This window comes from Halorubrum sp. C191, from assembly GCF_002727095.1.
Lineage (GTDB): Archaea > Halobacteriota > Halobacteria > Halobacteriales > Haloferacaceae > Halorubrum > Halorubrum ezzemoulense.
The window spans coordinates 1-19624 of the sequence record NZ_NHNZ01000041.1 but is presented as its reverse complement, the minus strand read 5'-3'; the positions used below and the strand labels follow the sequence as shown (position 1 = coordinate 19624).

At 50.6% G+C, this 19624-nt stretch carries 11 protein-coding genes and 1 tRNA gene; 6 read left to right on the top strand and 6 right to left on the bottom strand.

The genetic code is table 11. The features are described 5' to 3' along the window. Positions 1 to 212: 212 nt before the first annotated feature. Together Z052_RS02895 and Z052_RS19675 are read right to left on the bottom strand one after the other, a co-directional pair. Positions 213 to 2639 (bottom strand): phage/plasmid primase, P4 family, encoded by a 2427-nt coding sequence (locus Z052_RS02895; protein ID WP_099288793.1) that lies wholly within the window; start codon positions 2637 to 2639, stop codon positions 213 to 215. A 1438-nt stretch (positions 2640 to 4077) separates the two neighbouring features. Beyond that, entirely contained in the window at positions 4078 to 4749 is a 672-nt protein-coding gene (locus Z052_RS19675) for a hypothetical protein (protein WP_144049992.1), read from the bottom strand. 265 nt (positions 4750 to 5014) lie between these two features. On the opposite strand from Z052_RS19675, the gene Z052_RS02890 reads away from it, so the two are divergent. Both Z052_RS02890 and Z052_RS02880 read left to right on the top strand, forming a co-directional pair. Next, the gene (locus Z052_RS02890) at positions 5015 to 5230 is read left to right on the top strand and encodes a hypothetical protein (protein ID WP_099288792.1); all 216 of its coding nucleotides are present in this window, start codon (positions 5015 to 5017) and stop codon (positions 5228 to 5230) included. 1019 nt (positions 5231 to 6249) lie between these two features. After that, a complete protein-coding gene (locus tag Z052_RS02880; protein ID WP_099288790.1) occupies positions 6250 to 7941 on the top strand; it encodes a DUF262 domain-containing protein in 1692 nt (563 codons plus the stop codon). Between the two features lie 23 nt (positions 7942 to 7964). On the opposite strand, the gene Z052_RS02875 is transcribed toward Z052_RS02880, so the two are convergent. From Z052_RS02875 to Z052_RS02850, 4 genes are all read right to left on the bottom strand, one after another. Further along, positions 7965 to 10943 carry an N-6 DNA methylase gene (locus Z052_RS02875; RefSeq protein ID WP_099288789.1) on the bottom strand — a complete coding sequence of 993 codons (2979 nt, stop codon included), beginning with the start codon at positions 10941 to 10943 and terminating at the stop codon, positions 7965 to 7967. 617 nt (positions 10944 to 11560) lie between these two features. Beyond that, positions 11561 to 11696: transfer RNA gene (locus Z052_RS20110), tRNA-OTHER, on the bottom strand. A gap of 997 nt (positions 11697 to 12693) precedes the next feature. Then, positions 12694 to 12861, bottom strand: coding sequence for a DUF1931 domain-containing protein (locus Z052_RS02855; RefSeq protein WP_099288786.1), 168 nt, complete (start codon positions 12859 to 12861; stop codon positions 12694 to 12696). Positions 12862 to 12936: 75 nt separating this feature from the next. Beyond that, a complete protein-coding gene (locus tag Z052_RS02850) occupies positions 12937 to 13923 on the bottom strand; it encodes a hypothetical protein (RefSeq protein WP_099288785.1) in 987 nt (328 codons plus the stop codon). 61 nt (positions 13924 to 13984) lie between these two features. Here Z052_RS02850 and Z052_RS02845 point away from each other — a divergent pair, with 61 nt between their 5' ends. The 4 genes from Z052_RS02845 (at position 13985) to Z052_RS02830 (ending at position 19091) form a co-directional block, all read left to right on the top strand. Continuing rightward, on the top strand, positions 13985 to 14344 hold the full coding sequence (locus tag Z052_RS02845; protein WP_099288784.1) for a hypothetical protein: 360 nt from the start codon (positions 13985 to 13987) through the stop codon (positions 14342 to 14344). A 62-nt stretch (positions 14345 to 14406) separates the two neighbouring features. Continuing rightward, on the top strand, positions 14407 to 15798 hold the full coding sequence (locus Z052_RS02840) for a DEAD/DEAH box helicase family protein (protein WP_099288783.1): 1392 nt from the start codon (positions 14407 to 14409) through the stop codon (positions 15796 to 15798). 6 nt (positions 15799 to 15804) lie between these two features. Further along, a complete protein-coding gene (locus Z052_RS02835; protein ID WP_099288782.1) occupies positions 15805 to 17157 on the top strand; it encodes a DUF790 family protein in 1353 nt (450 codons plus the stop codon). A gap of 161 nt (positions 17158 to 17318) precedes the next feature. Further along, positions 17319 to 19091: a PAS domain S-box protein gene (locus tag Z052_RS02830; protein ID WP_099288781.1), complete on the top strand. Its 1773-nt coding sequence runs from the start codon at positions 17319 to 17321 to the stop codon at positions 19089 to 19091. Positions 19092 to 19624 lie beyond the last annotated feature (533 nt).

The window sequence follows — 19624 nt, the reverse complement described above, 5'->3', positions numbered from 1 at the left end:
GAATTCTCTCTTTTTACGCCCCCTGCACTCGGCACTTCTCCCGTACGCCTGCCCCCGCAGAGCGGGCGGTCGGACGACACACGTTCGGTTTACCACGTAAGTATAGTAAAGTAATTTACACACTAGTAGGGGGAGGAAGACATACACACGTGCGTGCGGGGGCGGGCGGTCGGAACAAGACCCGAATGTGAAGGGTGTAAAAAGAGAGCCGACTACTCGAATAACTGTTCCAACTTCTCAACATCTGGGTCATCTTGGTCAACTTCAGCAAATATCTCTTCGCCTGTCTCATTCAGTTCAACACCTGTGTACTCCCCAGAGCCATCAGTCCCACCGTATGATGTGTGACTGACGCCTGTCTTAGAGGTGAGCGTTTGTGTGAGGGTTTTTTGACTTGCACTTGGCATCCCTCGGGTGTCTGTGTAAAGCCTGAAGGCATCCATAACTAGTTCCTTGGCTAAGATGTCCTCATCATCCTTCGTAACTCTGAGACACTCGTGAATGTATCTCTTCACCGAACTTGACCAGTTTTGCCACATTTGCTCGGTCTCACTTGTAGACATATCACCTGTGAAGCCCCCTTGCTCCATCAGTCGATGGAGTCCTTCAATAGCCCAATTCAATAGACGAGACCTCTCTCGTTTGATCTTGTCGAGAAGTTGTTTGTCTTGCTCTTCACGCGGGACTGTCTGAGGGAGTGCAACCAACAGAATCCGCTCATAGAACGCTTCGTCATCGACTGAAGCAGACGGGAGCTGATTACCAGCAAACGCGTGCTTAACGGTGGGTTCGATTTCATACGGGTCTTGTCCCTTCTTCTCAACCTTCACATCATCACCTGCGATAATCTCCTTGAGATGCCCAACATTCTGGACGGTCTCTGACGGGATATCATTCCGAATGTTGACCATCGCATTCTCAAGCATCTGCGTGTCAAATCGATTGTCGGTCATCTCCTGTGGTGTGATATGGGAGATGGTATTCTCATCGTGAATGAGCTGTAATGCGTCAAGAAGGGTTGACTTACCAGAGTTGGTTGCCCCGACGAGGAACAGAGCCTTGTGATATGGAAGAGACCAGTGCATCAGCGTGTACCCGAAAAACTCCTGAATTTTCTGTGTGTCCTGCTGTGAGACGACCACATCATTCAGGAACTCAAGAAATCGGTCAGGAGCTTCTACATCGGGATCGTACTCAACTGGAAGCTTCCTTGTCGCTCTGTACTCAGGACTCCACTCGTGTAGTTCGCCCTCGATAATATCGAGAGTCCCATTCTGCGTGACAACCATCCCCTCATCACATCCGACGCTCTCCCTGCTGACGCTACACCGTTTCATCATCATATCGTAAATTCTGCCTTTCCGCTGTCTGCTGTACTCCCAGTCCAACCCATCCACGATTTTGTTTTTGAAGATGTCTTTGTTGATATCTCGGTTGAAGACACCATCAGCGTAGTACATCAGGGTATCCTCGCCTAGAATTTTCAGCCAGTCGTCCTCTCGACATAGTTTTCGGGCAGAGTTCGTCGCACACTTGCCAGTTTCAGTCTTGTCGTGTGCTTCAGCATACTGCTCTCTAATGTCTTTCCAACTCAGAGACCCTCCGACTGAGAGACTCTTGTCTTCATCCAGCTTCGGGAGTTGGACGCCTACATCCTCACACTTGTTTCTAAAGTTTCTGTACGCGTTCACCCACTCCTGCCCAGAGAGTTCATCTTCTGGGCTGTCAATCCTCCCTCGTTCAGCGGAGAATAGTTTGAGTGTGCCAAACAGTTTGTCTTCGTCCTGACCGTCGTTGTTATGTTTGAAGTCGAACCACGACCCAGTCTCCGTGTTATAGATGAGTGATGTGCCAGACTTCGACTGTCGATAGTCTGGATTCCATTCTTCAAACGTGTCGTTCCTGTTCTGTTGGTACTCAGACCAGATGACTGACTCAATCTCGTGTGGATCAAGTTTGTCAAGTGCATCAAAAACATCTCCTTCGTACTTTTCAACAACCTCTGTCGTCGCTCTCTCCTCAGCAGTCCGTTCAATCGCATCAGGTGCTTTGTTCTCGACTTCTTGATACAGTCGGAGGAGTAGTGTGTTGAAGTCAACGGGAAATTCCTCTGTCTGTTGAATCCTCTCTGTTCCAATCACATCACCAGTGAAAATACACAGTCGGGAGTCAAATATCTCAATTCCCTCGTGTTCGTCGCCCGTCTCTGCCTGCTCCCACCAGTCAGGCACACTACCTTTCAGAATAGTGTGAACACCAGTCCCGCTAGAGCTAAACTCACAGTAAGTCGATTCAGCTAATCGCTCTATGTCTGGACACCATTCCTTCGTAGTTTTAATCCTGTACTCCTGCTCAAAACACCCATCAAAATCGATGTAAAAGAGGTCGTCTTCGGTCGTGAATCGATACCCTATCGTATCGAACTGAGGAACTTTCTTGACCGCGTTCACAGCTCTCTGAAAACCACATCCGTCGTCACCAGATCTCCAACTTGCGGGAGTTCCATCTGGACTAAGTGGTTGCTTCGGGCTTTCAGAGTCAAAATCGTAGAGATACCATCCGCTGTCTTTCAGTTTCAATTCATCTGGTATATTTTTAAACTCGCTACTACTATCGGCTGATTGGTTTTGGTTTGCCATCGCTACCTTATTTCTTAGAATTAATATGTTAAATTAATTCCCCACTTTTGCGAGATGTCTCTCAATAGCAGTAGAAAAAGTTGGAAAAGGTGGCAAACCAAACCCATCATATACTACATTTGGCATTCATTAAATATTTTATCCAATTTCGTTACTATCAAAATTTAGTAATTCAACACACGGGTCTTACTATTATTTGATAGTAATATACCAATCTCTCACGCGATCAGCGTCGTGATAATAATAGTAGTAGTACTGAACCAACTGAGGGCTATTGCTGATATTGGGCTCTCGAAAGCTAGTGCTGTGAGGAGAATCGACGAAGTGGCTAGAGTCACGACAAACGTATGAGTCGGTGAAAGTCTCATAGGTGAAACCAAATCAAGACCCCGTTATTAGTCTTAGTGTGGCTATCATAACGACGTACAGTCGGACAGCCCACTCTTGTGGCGTTTGATCTGAAGATTACTCTACCTGCTATGCCACAGTTACTGTAGCTTCAGAGACACTACACGGAATATTGCGTTGTCTCTCTCGTCCGAAAAACTGAAGTCTGATGTCAGGTGTACCGAATTGCTCCTACTGTGATTTCCCAGCGTAATCACCGTGACTTCACCGCCAATTACGCTATCTGAGACCTCGTCCACCTCGCATTCACATACATCCGTTCACTTATTGATTCTTGCATCGTCCATCTGTAATCATTCGCCTCTCGACGAGAGGCACAGAGAGAATTGAACTCTCGTTCTCGTACACCAGTCGTGCCTGAACCGAATTGGTTGCCTGCCGATGCCGTGAGATACAGTCGTGATATTTCGGTGCTGTCCTGTGACTCATCATAGAGAAACTCCGATTAGCGTTGTACCTCGAAATCGACTTCGATGCCCCTGTTCCTGAGACATTCAACTGCCTCCCGAGCAATCTCGATAAGACCCTCTTCGCGTTGATCTGCTTCTTGCTCGCGGAGTAATCGCCGTGCTATTTTGACCTGCTGGTCTAATTTCTCGTTTGCTCTATACCGATATGTCCCCACAGTTGTCTCTTCGATTCCGAGATTGTCAGCGACTGTGGCATAACTGTTATTGCGAGTCCGTTGGATAACTTCTAGTTCTTTATTTGAGAGAAGTACCCTCTCGTGCTGTAATTCCCAAGAGTCTGGGTGAGCGACCCTTCGAGTCATCGTGAATCACCATCGGGATTTGAGGGGCTCTCAAAAAGAATCAGGTTAACAGCCCTGATTTGAGTGCGGAGGAATCGGAATCCTTCGTGTTTATCAAATCCTGTATCAAATATTTTGTCTGAGTCGTCCTCCCGTATCCAGACGTTCCACCCATCAGACCACGAACTCAGGTCAGCAACGACATCCTCTCGCTTCCACCGATAGCACCCCTCTTCGGGATTCTCAAACTTCCACTCGTCAAACGCTGGCGAAATAAACTTAGAGTTCATTTTCTTCACCTTTTGTGGTCGGAATTGTATACCGCGTGAACTCTCCTACGTAGGACGCTTCATACTGTCCACAACCATCCTCAGACTCTCTGTAACAGAAGCTGGATTCCCACCGTAATTCGTCGAGTACTATCTCTACCACACCAGCACAGTCCGAATCAGCGACATCAACAAAGAACAGCCAGCCCGCATCGTCATAGTCAGTTCGAACCTCGCAGTCCAGTTCATCCAAGACGCTCTCCGTACGTCGGACGAGCTCGTCTGGACTAGATACATCAGCAAACGGCTCATCCACTACAAGCTCACACGCTCTGTGGATATTCTCATCTTGCTTCTCTATTGTGCTATACTCAAGCCACGAATCATCTGATAGGAGTTTTCGAGCATCCTCAGCAAGACCGTCGTACCCGTACGTGACTGCTACGCTGGTTGCCAGTCTAATTGCCTTTGAGAACGACTGGCTAAATCCATATGTACGTACCTTCTGACCCGCCCGAGCTATATGTGACCGTGCCAGTTGTGGAGAACTATCGTCTCCAGTCTGCTCCTCTAATTCCGAGACTACTGCCAGCCCTGACTGTAGCAACTCCAATCGATGTGTGAGCAATTCGTCTTCGTTTCGATACGCTGTCTGTCTTGACATTCCGTTTATTCCTTGCATTCTACATTCGACAGTTTGACCGTCAGATAATAAAAATTTCCCATAACCTGTATAATATTCCATACTTTTGGACGGCATTTATGAGTAGAAGTCTCATATCTAAACAAATGAGAAGAGGGGCAGGGTCTACGAGTGATACTCCACATCTTCTACAGAGACTGTAGCTCGCCAACGCTTAACGGTAAAAAGACTCCTCCTCACACCTACGGGAGTTGCTCTGTATATCGGATTAATTTATTATGCGAGGGAGGGGTATCACCTCGCTGTGACTGTAGATCTTCTACAGAAAATCAGCAGAAGCGTACTACCTCTGTTGCTCCTCATCATCGGCGTAGCACTTCTTGTCGACCCGATTATGGGCTTCTCGCAACTGCTCCCTAATGAACTGCTTCCTGATGGCGTGTTTAGCCTGATACTTGGAATCGTTCTTATTGCTGGTGGTGTCTTCCTGTACTGGTCTAAAACAGGCTCAGACGGTTGATACACAGGTGAACTCTCAGGACTAATCTTCAACAGGAAGGCAGAACGTCGTGAGACGAGGTTAATGACAGTCTGAACGTAGTTATAATAACCCGCACCCACAATCATCCAACTGAGGAATGCCCACGCTCATAGACAGGCTCAGTTCTCGATTACTGTCCACGGACTATGCTGAGTGGCATCGTCCACGAGTGGCGAGGAGGCTCGTAATCGTCCTTACACCCCTCTTTATCCTCGGTGGGTTCGGCATCGGTCTGGTCGCCCAGCACTCTGTGGTGTTTAGTACAATTCCACCGCTCCTCTTCGGATTCATAGCTCTAATACTCGGACTCATCACTCTCGCTTTTGTTGACTCGATAGTGGAGGAACACCTGAGGCATCGTCATCAGGAATAACACGTCTTGGTGCGAGACTTATGTCGGACGCCCACGAAGAGAAAGAAGAATTAGCCACAGTAGTTGTGGATACGATTAGTATGTGAAGTTATCATACAAATTAGGAAAGATTGAGTAACTAAGCGGATTTGAGGCTAAGATATGGCTGAAAATGTTAGTGAAAACGAGTTGTCGTCGTTGACTGAGAATCAGCAAGCGGTACTCAAAGTATTGGCTGACGCAGATGGTGAGACCCTACGCGGAAAGGAGGTACGTCAGCGTTTGAACGAGGACTACGGTGTAGAATTAAATCGGCAAGGGATGAATGCTGTCCGAAGAAAAAATTCCAGATATCCAAATTATATGACAGATGCAAATTTTCGAACGACCGACGAGGAGAATGTCGACACACAGCACTCTACGCACCGCCTCAAGGACGAATATATTGAATTAGTGCGTAGGCAGTTATCTTAGCCGTTCAACAGCTCCGTACAGACGAGAATCCTCGTACCGAGCTGACGCAATATTAACAGGAGAGAGAGTCTACGAGTGAACACCCGATACCGAGACTCCACAAGTACTGTGGCAGAGAACAACCCGTTTACACATCCTGATTTTATAATACGCCCGCTCGTGTGTTGGCACTATGCGGGCACGTTACAAGAAGGTCAGAGACCTTCTCGGAGACAAGAGAGGTGCTGTCTTTGCCGTTCCCGAGTACCAGCGGGGGTACGAGTGGAAAAAGAAGCACTGGCGAGACCTGTGGACTGACGTAAACCGCATCGGTGACCAAGTTGACCAGCACTACCTCGGTAATATCATTCTGCTTGAGAAGGACGCGGGACGAACGTATGAGATTGTAGACGGTCAACAGCGGATAGTAACTATCTCGATTCTTGCGATGGCGATTCGTGACGTGGGCGACTTTGAGGTCGACGAGGATGGTGGGTTGAACGACGTGCGGATGAAGGATATTCTGGAGGTGAACAGGGGCGGGAGTCCTGAGACGAAGGTTAAGCTTGCAGACGAGGACGCGAAGGAAGAGTTCGACAAGCTATGGCAAGGTGATATTGAAGAGGCAAACGGGCGTGTGCGGAACGCGTACGATTACTACGTCGGTGAGGTTAGCGGACTCAGCGAAGAGGGAATAGGAGACCTGCTCAACGACATCTGCGATTACCTGAAAGTGGTCGAAACGAAGGCGACGGACTCCAGCCTTGCGTACGCGATCTTCCAGTCTCAGAACGAACGTGGAAAGGATGTCTCACCACAGATTCTTGCGAAGGCTCGAATCCACGGCGAAGCTAACGACATAGACGACGTGGAGAAAGCTCACGAAATCACTCGCAAGTGGGACTACACCTACCAGCTTCTCGAAGAGAATTTGGGCGGTCCGAGATTCCAGCAACGTCTCCGTATTCGCCGTCCGATGACGCAAATACTCATCAACTCCGACGTGCCCACTCCACGCCAGATAGACAAGAGCGAACTGTACCGCTACTTCGAGAAGGTTCTGGAGAACTACGATGACGTGTACGACTTCGTGCAGTGGTTCAAACACCAAGTCGACATCTACCTACAGCTCACCAGTGACAGCTACGAGGTTGACGGACACGATATCCCTGACGACGCTATCCGCCACCTGCAGTACCTCAACTCCGCCTCTACGCACTCAGAAGCTCTCTCACTCGCCATCTACAATAACATCGACAGAGACATCCTGTTGAAAGAGAATTTCAGACTCGCTTCGATTCTGGCGATGCGGATGCGGTTGAGTTCTACTTCGTCCGCAGATGCTCGGGATGCTATCTACAGTACGTCCGCGGAGGTTCGACAGACAGAGGACGAGAACGAGATTCGGGACACGCTCCGCGAGGCTGTCAGAGAATACACGCCGACCGACGGTGAGATAGAGGAGTACCTGAAGGCGAACGGGATGAGCGTCTTTGGTTCGTGGAAGTTCCGAACCACCCTTACCCTCGTTAGCATCGAGGAGGAGCGACGTGGTCCGTGGCGGATGGAACTAGACAATCTCCACGTTGAGCATATCGCCCCTCGCAGGACGTACGAGAAGCCTGAGTATCGAGAATGGCGTGAGAAGTTGGACGACGACCGCTTCGAACAGCAAAAGAACCTCATCGGTAACCTCACGCTGTTACTCGACGGTGACCACGCGTCGATTGATGAGACATCGTTCGCATCGAAGAAGCGGACGTACGACGGCTCAGACGTGAAGATTGCCGAGGAGGTATTGAGGTACGACGACTGGACAAGCGAGCATATTGATGAACGCACGAGAGAGTTAACGAACGAGTTGATTGAACGCTGGTCACTCTAACCTCGACACGAAATACTATATCCTTACCAGTCGCTGATGCTTGATTGTCCACCGTCGCTGATTCGAGTAGCACCTGCAAGGTCGAACTCGTCCACCTCTTCTTCTTCCTCACGCTCGTCGCCAATCAGAACCTCCGTTTCGAGTCCTGCTCCTTGCTCACGACGCTCAAGTAGATCCTCAACCGCCTGTTGAATCTCTTCAACACGTTCATCGAGTAATTCCTCGTCCAACTCACCATCTTCGTCTTCACCGAACCCTATGGCGGGAAGGACGGCTCTGTCCAGCTTCTGCTTGAACTCGTCTTGTTCGTCTTCGGAAGCCTCGCGTTCTTCCTCCAGCCACTCGGATATTGCTGAGCGAATTGAGTCTGCCTCTCCTTCTGAAAAGTCGCGGATATCGGGTATTCGCATATCCTCAGCGTCCCCAACCGTCAGCTCGTTACGGTTCATCGCCATACCTTGTTGTTCGCGTCCTTCCATCTCCCGAATCATAGCCATCAGAGAGGAGTTCAGGACGCCAAGCAGAACCAAGTGGTCGATACCGTCGTGTGGTTCGACAGGGTAGTTTCGCTGGTCGAGTGCGATTCCAGAGGTGTTACGGAGGACACGTGCGTCCCGCCAGTACTCTTTAGCGAGGATGAGTGGAGGTTTGTCAGGTTCACCGATATCGAACCACACACGTCCTTTCTGCATCACGGTCGGGCTTTCATCCGCGTCGTTCAGGTCTTGATTCTCACCGTGTTCCAAGTACGCTATGACACCGTCGTACCCGTCTTCTTCGAGTTGTTCTTTCACCACTTCCGCATCGTCACGGTCTTCGAACCCTGTCTGAGCATCCAGCACATCCTCGACATACTCAGTCGCATCGAGGTAGTACCACGTCGGGTCTTCTTCCTTGAGGTCGATGTACTCAGTCGGGGAGATATGCTTGAGTAGCGGGGAGATAAATTCCTCTTCGATACCCCATTCCTCGTACTCGTTCTGCTCTTGGAAATAGAAGTAGTCGTTATCTCCTGACGTGAATCCACGCGACACGTCCGCAAGGTCGTCAACCGAGCAAAGTTGGTCTTCGTATTCGGAGAGGAGTTCGAAGTAGATTTTCGGACCGAACAGGTATCTATCCCACCTCTCCATATCCCGCAGAGTATCCTGACGGAAGGTCGCTCGACGGAATCGGGAGTTGATGTTCATCGTCCCAAATTCTTGGTCGTCGTCACGGACTACGTCCACCAGCTCTTCGAGGTCGTCAAATCGGTCTTTGATATGGACGAGATTGGTGCGGTTCTCTCTTCGCTCCTCTGGGTCGTTGCATTTCTCTAAGATAGTAATACAGGTAGAGATGAGCGGGATTTCGAACATCTGCTGACGGAAGTCGATAACAGAATGGATTTTGAAATTGTCGAACAGGAACTCTTGAAGCTCCTCACCGTAATCAGCAGAAAGCCACCTGTTCGACGTGAGGAAGCCCATCTTCCCTTCTTCCTCAAGGAACTCGTAGGCGTGCGTGAAGAAGTAGCAGTAGATGTCGGAATTTCCGTCCAACTCATAGCCGAGACCTTCGAGGTGACTTCCAGCGTTCTCAACGTCGTCAATCTGACCTGAGCGAATGTACGGAGGATTAGCTACGACAGCATCAACGATCGGCGGGAAATCCACTTCATACGAACCATCGTCGTCCTCATCGTCTCCCACCGAAGCTCTATCAACAGTTACGCGGTCCTGTCCGTGAATGACGTTGAAGAAGTCTGTAACCTCGATATTCGTGTTGTGTGTCTCGGTGCTGAGGTCTTGAACGGCAAGGTTGATTGCTGAGAGGTGAGCAGGGAAACGGTTGATGTCGATACCGTGTACCTGCGAGAGGATGTCTTCGTGGTCGTCCACTCCCAAGCTACTCAGTCGGTTGTATGCTCCCACAAGGAAGCCTCCAGAACCACACGCAGGGTCAAGCACGTCGTCAGTCTCGTCGTCAATAGTGAGGCGAGTGATGAGGTCGACTACACGTGGCGGGGTGTAGTACTGACCGAGGTCGTGCCGTTCCTCAGCAGGAATAATCTCCTTGTATATCTGCCCGATAACGTCGTAATCGAACTGGTCGTCTAAGTCGTAGGATTCCAGTTCATCAGTGAGAAGGTTAACCTCCTCTTGTGCCTTTTCTGTGAGGGGCAGACTGTCGAAAATCTCCTCCTGCTCGTAGATAGCCTCGAAGTCGACGTTCTCCATCAGGTCATCAAACGCCTGTCGTCGAGCCTCTGGTTCGGCTAAGTCGCCGAGGTCAACATCAGGAACATCAACGTACGCGTCCGCGTCTTCCAGTAGCTTCAGGAAGACGAGCTTGTTCATAAAGAGATACGAAGCCTGTGACGTGTACGCGGTGTGAACTTCCTCAGGGTCGTCCTCGTAGTCCTCAGTCCACCCTTGGTCACCGATCCACTCCTCGTACTCCGAGACAAACGAATCGTCGTCCAACTTGGACTCTAAGCTGTCTCTGAACTCATCCTGAAGAAGAGAATGGAATGAGTCGAGTCGGCTGATGAACGTGTCCGAGTGAGGATTCCATTCGACCTCGTCGTTGTCGACGCCTGCTACCTCACCAAGCAACGCACCTGCGAACTCCGAGATATCCTCAACCTCATAGTCTCGGGACTTACGGTCAAGAAGAGAGACACCCCGTTCGAACGTCTTGAAGAGGACGAGTTTTCGACCGTTGTAGGTTGCGAAGTACGGAGCTCCGAGACGGGTTGCGTACCGTGAAGCTTGGTCTATGACTTGCGTGGAGTATGGGTCGATACCACGGTCAGGGTCGTCCACAGGCTCTCGCTTGGCTTCGATAATGAAGAACGGGTCTCCTCTCTCGGTTTCCACGACGAGGTCGGCGTACCCGCCTTCCAAACTCTGCTCAGGTTCGACGTTCGTGTACGTGATACCGTAGTGTGACGCCCCTTCCTCTATGGCGTTCATAAGATGCCGATATAACTCAAAATGAATCTCGGCTTCTGAAGACATAGAGTCTCCTTCCTCCTCTCGGTTAATCAAGGTAATGTATCGGCTGACGCCAGTAGAAATCTACTACACGCAGGAACACGTTCGAAATTATAATGGGACAACTTGCGTCGCTGTACATCCGCAACAATCTGGGTGAACTCAGCACCTTACCTCCACCAACAGAGACGTGGTTGTTCCGCGACGTAGATATTGACCAAGGTACTCTCCACTCGTTGCGACAGCACGAGCTAATAGAAGAAGTCGGCAGTCAACGCATTAGCGGTGGGTCAGACATCACGGTTTGGCGTACCACTCCGTACGCGTGGCAAAAAGTTCGAGAGTATCAGCAGGAATAGCTTAGAGTGGTCGCAAATCTCTCCAGCGAAAATCGTGGGGTTCGTTATCCACCTCCACCCTGTAGATGAGTGAATCACGCTCGTCTCCCGTGTTCGCTCCTGCGTCGTCCTGAAGTACGTCGGGAAGTATCCTCCAGTAGTTCCGTAACCTCTGGAGAACACCACTAGGGAACGGCTCAACTCCTCCTACCGACCACAGTATTAACCAACAATATCGGGACTATCGGCAGTATGTTGGTTAAGCCAGTTCTACTGATACGATAACGCAGGAGGGAAGCGGTATGGGCACGCTTGGACTTGAACCAAGGGCTTTCCAGCGTCTCGGGCGATGACGCAAATCAACAGAAGAATCCCGAAGGATTCCCCGACCGTCATCACCGTCGATGCTGGCTGTTCTTCCAGACTGAACTACGTACCCGTAGTGGAGTAGTATAGATACTACTGATATAGTTCCCCGTATTATCCCCGTATTATCCCCGTGTTATGAGACTGTGGTGGGTTTCGGTTTATATGACTTGAGAAAGTACCACAGAGCCGTTTCCAAGGATTCATTTCAAACTATTGGGTCTGAGTCGCTCATCATAACGAACGTACGTACTGAGACACACAGCGTGGAGACATAGCAAGTTGCGGAAGCACCACAACCGTAGCCATTATTGGAACGAGTCCTGCTTTCTACCTGTATGCCCTCTGAGAAACAGTGCCCAGACTGTGACGAGTCATTAGAGCGGATGAAGCTGAACGAAAGTCACGGACAGCCGTCAATAGTTCCAATCGAAGAGGGCTTTCTCGACCAACTGATGTCGGGAAGCCTCACACCAGTTCCATATGTCTGCCCTCAGTGCCAGCGGACGTTAATATACGCAGAAGAGTAAACTGCTCACCCTGCTGTTTGTTGGTCTCATATCGAATAGCCCGTGTTTCCCTGTACGCCTCACCGACCCATCACCGTGTAAAGTACGTGAAGCGACAGTACAAAGCTTCCTGCGAGTAATCCAGCTATCCCGCCGTAAAGAGGGGTAATACCAACCGAGGGGGCAATTGTATACCCAGCGATGAATCCGAGCGGGTCAAAAACTACTGCGAGGATGATGAGTTGAACCGCGAAGTCCTTGGATTGAAACCATCTGAACACAGCTTCAATCTAAACGATTATAAGATAATTCTTGTGAAACGGATTCAAGCTGTCCCCTCATCGTATTAGATGGAATTCATTCGCGTGTGAGAAGTCTTCTGGAACAACGATCTACGAATCCGAGTGTATTTGAGGTCACCCCCGTGGACGCTATGATTACTACCCGTCTCCTCGTGATACCGACAGGCAGGTAGTTCGTGTTGAAACAAATAAAAAGCGACTGCGAGTAGCCTTGCTGTCGGCTCTGTGTTGAGAGTATAGTGTTAGACCGCGTTGAATCCTACAAGTCCTGTGGCATCACCGTACTTCGGTCATTTTCCTCAGCACGTCGAGAGGCGTCCTCCAGCAGTTCTGCGACCTCCCCGTCAAGAGCCTCGTAGAAATCCGACGAGATTGGATGCTCGGAGAGTGCGTCCTGTACGCCAGATTTGATTATCAGGTCAACCATACGCGAGTACTGAAAGCTCAAACTGCTAAATATTATCGAAATAGTTCCTCTATCCCCCGTTGAGTATCTTTAATATCACAGAGTTAGGTCAGCAATTTCCCAGTCGTTAGAGAGGTCGTCGTCAATTCCGTGTTCTGCGACGAGCTGTCGAATCCGTTGCTCTACGTCGTCATCCAGTTTAAATTCGTAATCCAACTCCTCCTGCCACTCCCAATATCGCGGTATCGTTGGTTCGAAGTCGCTGACTGCCCCCGCAGGTGCATCCAGCAGGTATCGTGTTCCCGAAATCTTACCAGACCGATATGGGAGTGTCTGTTGAACCGACTCGTCATTAACCAGTTTTTCTAGCAGTTCTACGGCTGAATGCTGGTCGGCATAGAACGCGTGTTCGAGCATCGCATTCACGAGCGGGAGACTCGACGAGGCGTGCTGGTGGATATCGTCCGCAACCGAATGGTCGGGATGCCCAACTGCCCAGCCGTACGGGTGGAGTGCTTCTCTGACGAAATCGTATCCGTCTTCCTCAAGCTGATTAAGAATCGAACTGAAGAACTCTAATATCGGAACGGGGACGGCTTCAATACCGTCTGATAATCGGGTACGGATGAGATAGCGACTGGAGACGTTCTGGAGGACTGTCGTAACGTGCGGGAGGTCGTCGGCTGTCTCTGGATGGTATGCGTCAAGAAACTCCGCAAGAAACACAAATCCTTCCGTCTGTGTTGCGTCGTCAAGTACGGTAATCAGTTCCTCTCGATACGCTCTGGAGATGTTCCGATAGTTGTCGGAGTTTCCTGATTCGTGTGCCGACGCCAACCGTGTCTCGTACGTCGCCATCGCCTGATGAAGGGCAGTTGAGTCTCCGTCGCGTACCGTCGCCAGTAGGTCGTCTAGCTTTCCAATTCGTTCCTCGTTGGAATGCTCTTCAACGTCTTCCTGCTTTCTCTCGTCAGTATGAGTTAGGCTACTGCTCTCAAAACTCGTGTCCGTGGAACAGTCGTGGAGACGGAGTCGAGAAAGTGTCTCAAACTCTTCTCCACAGTCGTCACACTCGTGGCTCATTACGCGTCTCTACAACAGACGTGGGCGTAATATTTGTGACCTGAAACGATGATGGTAGCATATGAGCCATACGTATGCTCTCAGCATCCGAGTCGAATCATACGAGTTCAGCGGTGAGTTCTATCTCGTCGGAGAAGGATATGGGACGGGTGAAGAGGTACTCAAACACGTCGCAAGCGACCATATCTTAGCGATGAAGCAACGTCCACACGTCGCTGAGTACCTGCTTGAAACACTCCAAGCGGGCGAAACTGTGAGCAAGTCCGACTACGAGCAGGCAGACCCCACCGTTTCGTGTGGACTTCACTTCGACGTTGACCATCACCAGTTTCGGTTTTGGGCTGGGGATGAGACCGTCGAGATTGGAAGTCATCCGACTAAGAGTGAACTTCGCTCAATAGCTAACGACCTCTCAACGTAACTCCCCTGTCGACGTGCCTACCCCAGCACAGACAAGTATCCTACCCACATAGACAGGGTTGAATGCGTCTCGCCTTTGATGACGGCACGATTCTGCTTGAAGACGCTCCTGATGCTGTGCCGTATGCTGAGTGGGACGAGCGTGTCGATGAGTATCGGGCACGGGCACAACACTACTGCGACATCTGTGACTGGCTGGCTGACCCCAACGAGCAAGCAACGACTGAACCATCCACAGCGACTGTAGCCGATGTTGAAGATGATGCCCGTGCGTACTCAGAGCTTCATCTCACTCCCTCGGTTGCTATCGAACCGCGGGACTATCAGCAGGAAGCCCTCTCAGCGTGGCAGGACAACGACCGTCAGGGAAGCGTTGTTCTCCCGACTGGAAGCGGAAAGACGTTTCTCGCTGTACAAGCGGTTGCTGACGCAGGTGTGAGTACGCTTGTTGTTGTGCCCACCATCGACTTGATGAACCAGTGGCACGCGACGCTCACCAACGCGTTCGGCGACCAACTCCCTGATGGGGTCGGTGTTCTCGGTGGCGGAAGCCACAATATCACAAACATCACGGTTACGACCTATGACTCCGCCTACCGCTATATCGACGAATACGGCGACAAGTTTGGACTCCTTGTGGTCGACGAGGTACACCACCTACCAGCTCCGACCTACCAGCAGATCCCTGAGATGACGATTGCCCCGTATCGGCTCGGACTCACAGCCACCTATGAGCGTGCTGACGGCAAACACGAGGAGTTGGAAAACCTACTCGGTACTGTCGTCTATCGAGAAGAAGTTGACGAGCTTGCTGGCGAGTACCTCAGCGAGTATGAGACCATCCATCTCGGGGTAGAGCTAACAGAAGACGAGCGGGAACAGTATGATGAAGAGTACGGGATTTACCGTGACTACGTGGACAGCCACGATTTTGACCTCTGGAAAGAAAACGGGTATGCTGAGTTCCTCAAGCGGACTTCGTATGACCCACAGGGGCGACGGGCTCTCATCGCCAAGCAACGAGCGGAAAACATCGCTCGTACTGCCGACAAGAAGCTTGACACGCTCGACAACCTCTTAAAACGACACTACGACGACCGTACTATCATCTTCACCGCCAACAACGAGTTCGCCTACGACATCTCCCAAGAGTTCGTCGTCCCGTGTATCACACACCAGACTGAGACTGACGAGCGAACGGAAATTCTGGAGCGGTTTCGGACGGGCGAATACTCGATGCTGGCTACGTCACAGGTCTTGGATGAAGGTATCGACGTTCCGTCTGCGAACGTGGGCATTATATTATCTGGGAGTGCCTCGAAACGGCAGTACGCACAACGGTTGGGTCGGATTCTCCGTCCGACAGATAACCAAAAGCCAGCTCGCCTGTACGAAATTATCGCAGAGGACACGATGGAGACCTACGTTTCCGAACAGCGTCGGAAGGGGGTGTGACCTCAGATGTTAACAGCTGACCTCGCACGCTCACGTACGGACGAAGACAGCATTACCCCGCTGTTCATCGATACTGACGAGCAACAGTATCGAGAGACAGCCGAGAAACTCATCAAGATTTTCGACGAGCATCTTGGTGAATCGAAAGGAGAACTGGAGGATACGATTGACCAGCTCACGGTTTCGGATACCGACTACAAAATTGTCCAAGGGCTGGCAAAACTGCTGAAAGACGAGTGTGAGTTTGAGACGGTTGCTCCAGTTGACCCGCAAGAAATTCGAAAAGAGCTTTTCGAGAAGGCAAACGACTCGTATCCGATTGTCCGCCAGCCGACGCTCGGTGAAGACACACAGAAGCTAGAAGTGTACAGTTCCGTTGCTGACCAACTAGGTATCACCCTCGAAGAGTGCTATCGGGGGATGTACGCGGACTTGGAGGAGAACAAACGTCTCGTCCAATTTGGACACCGTGTTTCTGATGGATACGAGGAGACGGACGGCTCATCAACGACGACGCGACTCACAGGCGATAGCGAGGAGTCCTACGCTGAGGACACCATCACGGTTGACTGGCTTCTCACGCGGTACAATCTGGCTCTGGCACAAGCCGTCCTCTACGATGCGACCGAGATGCGAATACGGGTCTGGGACTCGTTTGCAACTGTTTTTAGTTATGTAAAATTGTTTGGACTTATACACCGCATCTATCCGATTGATAGCGACGGCAACCGCGTCTCCAGTACGGACGTTGCTGACGGGTATGAGGCAATTCTGGATGGAGCAGTATCTCTTTTTTCAAAATCACGGAAGTACGGGATACGGATGGCGAACTTCCTGCCCGCACTCCCGTTGTGTGACCGCTGGGAGATGGAGGCGGATATTCTCGATGATGAGGGTGGTTCACCTAATCGCACGCTTTCGTTCGAGCTTGACCACAGAGAAGGACTGTCCTCGCACTACTCGGCACAGGATGAGTTTGACTCGGACGTAGAACGAACACTTGCCCAGAAATGGGAGCGGGCAAACACGGACTGGGAGCTGGTTCGAGAGGATGACGTGCTGGACTTGGGTGCGGAGGTAATGCTCCCTGATTTCGCTATCGAACATCCTGATGGACGGCGGGTGGTGTTCGAGATCGTCGGCTTTTGGACGCCTGAGTATCTCGATGAGAAGTTGAGGAAGATACGGGAGGCTGACCGTGATAATCTCATTATCGCCGTCTCCAAGCGATTGGACTGCTCATCGGATGAGTTTGAGGGGATGGACGACCGCGTACTATGGTTCAAGTCTGGGATTCACGTCTACGATGTCGTTGAGTTGGCTGAAGAATATGCGATTGAAACATCACTGACCCAGTAACTTTGACTTTCATATGTATTTGATTGCGTGGTTGTACAATCGCCTATGAAATATACGTTGATATCTAGGAATATCAAATATCGTATAATCTGTCAGTATCGGATTTATCTTACAATATCTGACAGCTAACTCTTAAACAACTTGGCGTATAATGTCTGTGTATGAAAAGAAAGGGGGTTGAAACAAGCGACCCCATTCGTATCCTTCACGTCGATGATGAGATTGATTTTGCTGAGATGGCTACCGCCTTCCTTGAGCGTGAGGATGAGCGATTTGAGATCGAGACCGCAGGTAGTACAAGTGACGGTCTAACTCGCCTTGCTGATTCGACGTTTGATTGTGTTATTTCGGATTACGATATGCCTCGTCAAGATGGAATTGAGTTCCTCAAAGCCGTTCGAGAAGACTACCCTGAGCTCCCGTTCATTCTGTACACAGGAAAGGGGTCTGAGGAGGTTGCCAGCGACGCCATTTCGGCTGGGGCAACCGACTATATGCAGAAGGAGAGTGGCACAGACCACTTCTGTGTGCTTGCCGAGCGTATCAAAACGCTCGTTGAGCGAACACGTGCGGAGCGACAACGCCAGCAACTAATCGAAGCGGTTGAGACAGCTCGTGAAGGAATCGGCATTATTGATTCGGATGGCTACCATACCGCTGTCAACCAAGCATATGCCGACGTTTACGACACTCGTCCTTCCGAACTAATTGGCAAACACTGGGCAAAATTATACCCAGAGTGCGAGGCTGAGCATATTCGTAGCGAGGTTCTTCCGACTGTCGACAAGGTCGGCTACTGGCGTGGGCGGACGACTGGTCTCCGTGCTGGCGGAGAGACATTCGTTCAGGACTGTGTCGTATCCACCACGGAACAGGAGATGACGATTTGTGTCGTCCAAGACGTTTCTGATGAGGCTGAATCCGAGGAACAACTCAGCCGTTACCAAGCACTTATTGAGGTGCTGAAAGACCCCGTATACGTCCTTGACGAGGAGGGTCAGTTCGATTTCGTCAACGACGCATTTACTGAGACGTTTGGCTACGAGAGGCAGGAGCTGTTAGGAAATGGTGTCTCAGTGATTAAAGACGAGCAGGCGGTAGAACAGGGACTGAACAATCTCAGACGAGTCTTGTCATCTGATGAGCCAGATAGCGTGTATTTTGAGACGGAGATTCAGCCTAAGAGCGGTGAGTCAATCCCGTGCGAAGACCATATGACCGCACTCCCGTACGAGGGGGACAAATTTGATGGCTCTGTCGGAATATTGCGGGACGTTTCCAGACAAAAAGAGCGAGAACGAGAGCTAAAGCGACAAAATAGACGGCTTGATGAGTTCGCAAGCATCGTCAGCCACGACCTTCGCAATCCACTCAACGTCGCGGAAGGGAACGTAGAACTCCTCCGTGAAGAATGTGAGAGCGACCGAATCGACACTATTGACCAGTCACTGACACGGATGTCTGACCTGATTGATGACCTTCTCCAGTTGTCCCGTGTCGGCGACGATACCGAGAGTATGGAGTCAGTCAGTCTCGCTGAACTCCCTAACAACTGCTGGCAAAGTGTTGAGACGGGCGACGCAACGCTCCAGATGAAAACCAGTCGTACTATTCGAGCTGACCCGAGTCGGACTTCACAACTCTTCGAGAACCTAATGCGGAATGCAGTTGAGCATACGAGTCAGGATGTTACAGTCACGGTCGGTGAGTTTGAGGGTGGGTTCTATGTTGAAGACGACGGCTCTGGGATACCTGAGGATAGTCGAGATGATGTGTTTGAGGCAGGACACACGACTATCGACGAGGGTACTGGATTTGGACTCTCGATTGTCAAGGAAGTTGCCGAAGCCCACGGGTGGGACATCAGCATCACAGAAGGTTCTGAGGGTGGGGCACGTTTCGAGATAACCAACGTAAATTTTGAAATGTCGTAGCGTCTCTCCTGCGACGTAAGGTGGGCAGTTCTGCCAACTCTGTGGCTTCGCTCCGTCTACCAGTTTCACCGTGCTTCCCTGAGAATTTTAAATGTTGAATGAGGATACACACGTGGAACTTGGAGGATTGTCGCACGCTCCAAGTTCTTCCCCCTATGTCAGACACAGCGTCTCAGATCGGTGTGTGCCCATTCTGTGAGGCGGTTATTCAGACAGGAGCGGTGCTACTGGAGTACGAGGTCAACGGTGAAACGCGGATTTTTGCTGAGTGTTACGAGTCCGATGAGCCTGTTCAGCCACAGTAACTGTGGAGTTTGAGTCAGTTCGGGTATTTACTGTCGGCGTTCCCAAGCGGTGTGTACTCAACAGGGGGAGGCGTGTATCGGAACGAAGAGCGTCTTAGACAGGGTCTATCGCGTAAATCGAGAGTCGTTCAAATCCACGTTTGAGCGTCCCGAACTGTTACAATATGTTGGCAGTAATGTGGTGATGGGTAGTCGAATTGGACTATCCACCTCCCCACCTGCCCCGCT

Coding starts and splice junctions, on each gene's coding strand:
- Z052_RS02830 (WP_099288781.1), top strand. CDS start 17,319: ATGAAAAGAAAGGGGGTTGAAACAAGCGACCCCATTCGTATCCTTCAC.
- Z052_RS02845 (WP_099288784.1), top strand. CDS start 13,985: ATGAGCCATACGTATGCTCTCAGCATCCGAGTCGAATCATACGAGTTC.
- Z052_RS02835 (WP_099288782.1), top strand. CDS start 15,805: ATGTTAACAGCTGACCTCGCACGCTCACGTACGGACGAAGACAGCATT.
- Z052_RS19675 (WP_144049992.1), bottom strand. CDS start 4,749: ATGCAAGGAATAAACGGAATGTCAAGACAGACAGCGTATCGAAACGAA.
- Z052_RS02875 (WP_099288789.1), bottom strand. CDS start 10,943: ATGTCTTCAGAAGCCGAGATTCATTTTGAGTTATATCGGCATCTTATG.
- Z052_RS02850 (WP_099288785.1), bottom strand. CDS start 13,923: ATGAGCCACGAGTGTGACGACTGTGGAGAAGAGTTTGAGACACTTTCT.
- Z052_RS02895 (WP_099288793.1), bottom strand. CDS start 2,639: ATGGCAAACCAAAACCAATCAGCCGATAGTAGTAGCGAGTTTAAAAAT.
- Z052_RS02880 (WP_099288790.1), top strand. CDS start 6,250: ATGCGGGCACGTTACAAGAAGGTCAGAGACCTTCTCGGAGACAAGAGA.
- Z052_RS02840 (WP_099288783.1), top strand. CDS start 14,407: ATGCGTCTCGCCTTTGATGACGGCACGATTCTGCTTGAAGACGCTCCT.
- Z052_RS02855 (WP_099288786.1), bottom strand. CDS start 12,861: ATGGTTGACCTGATAATCAAATCTGGCGTACAGGACGCACTCTCCGAG.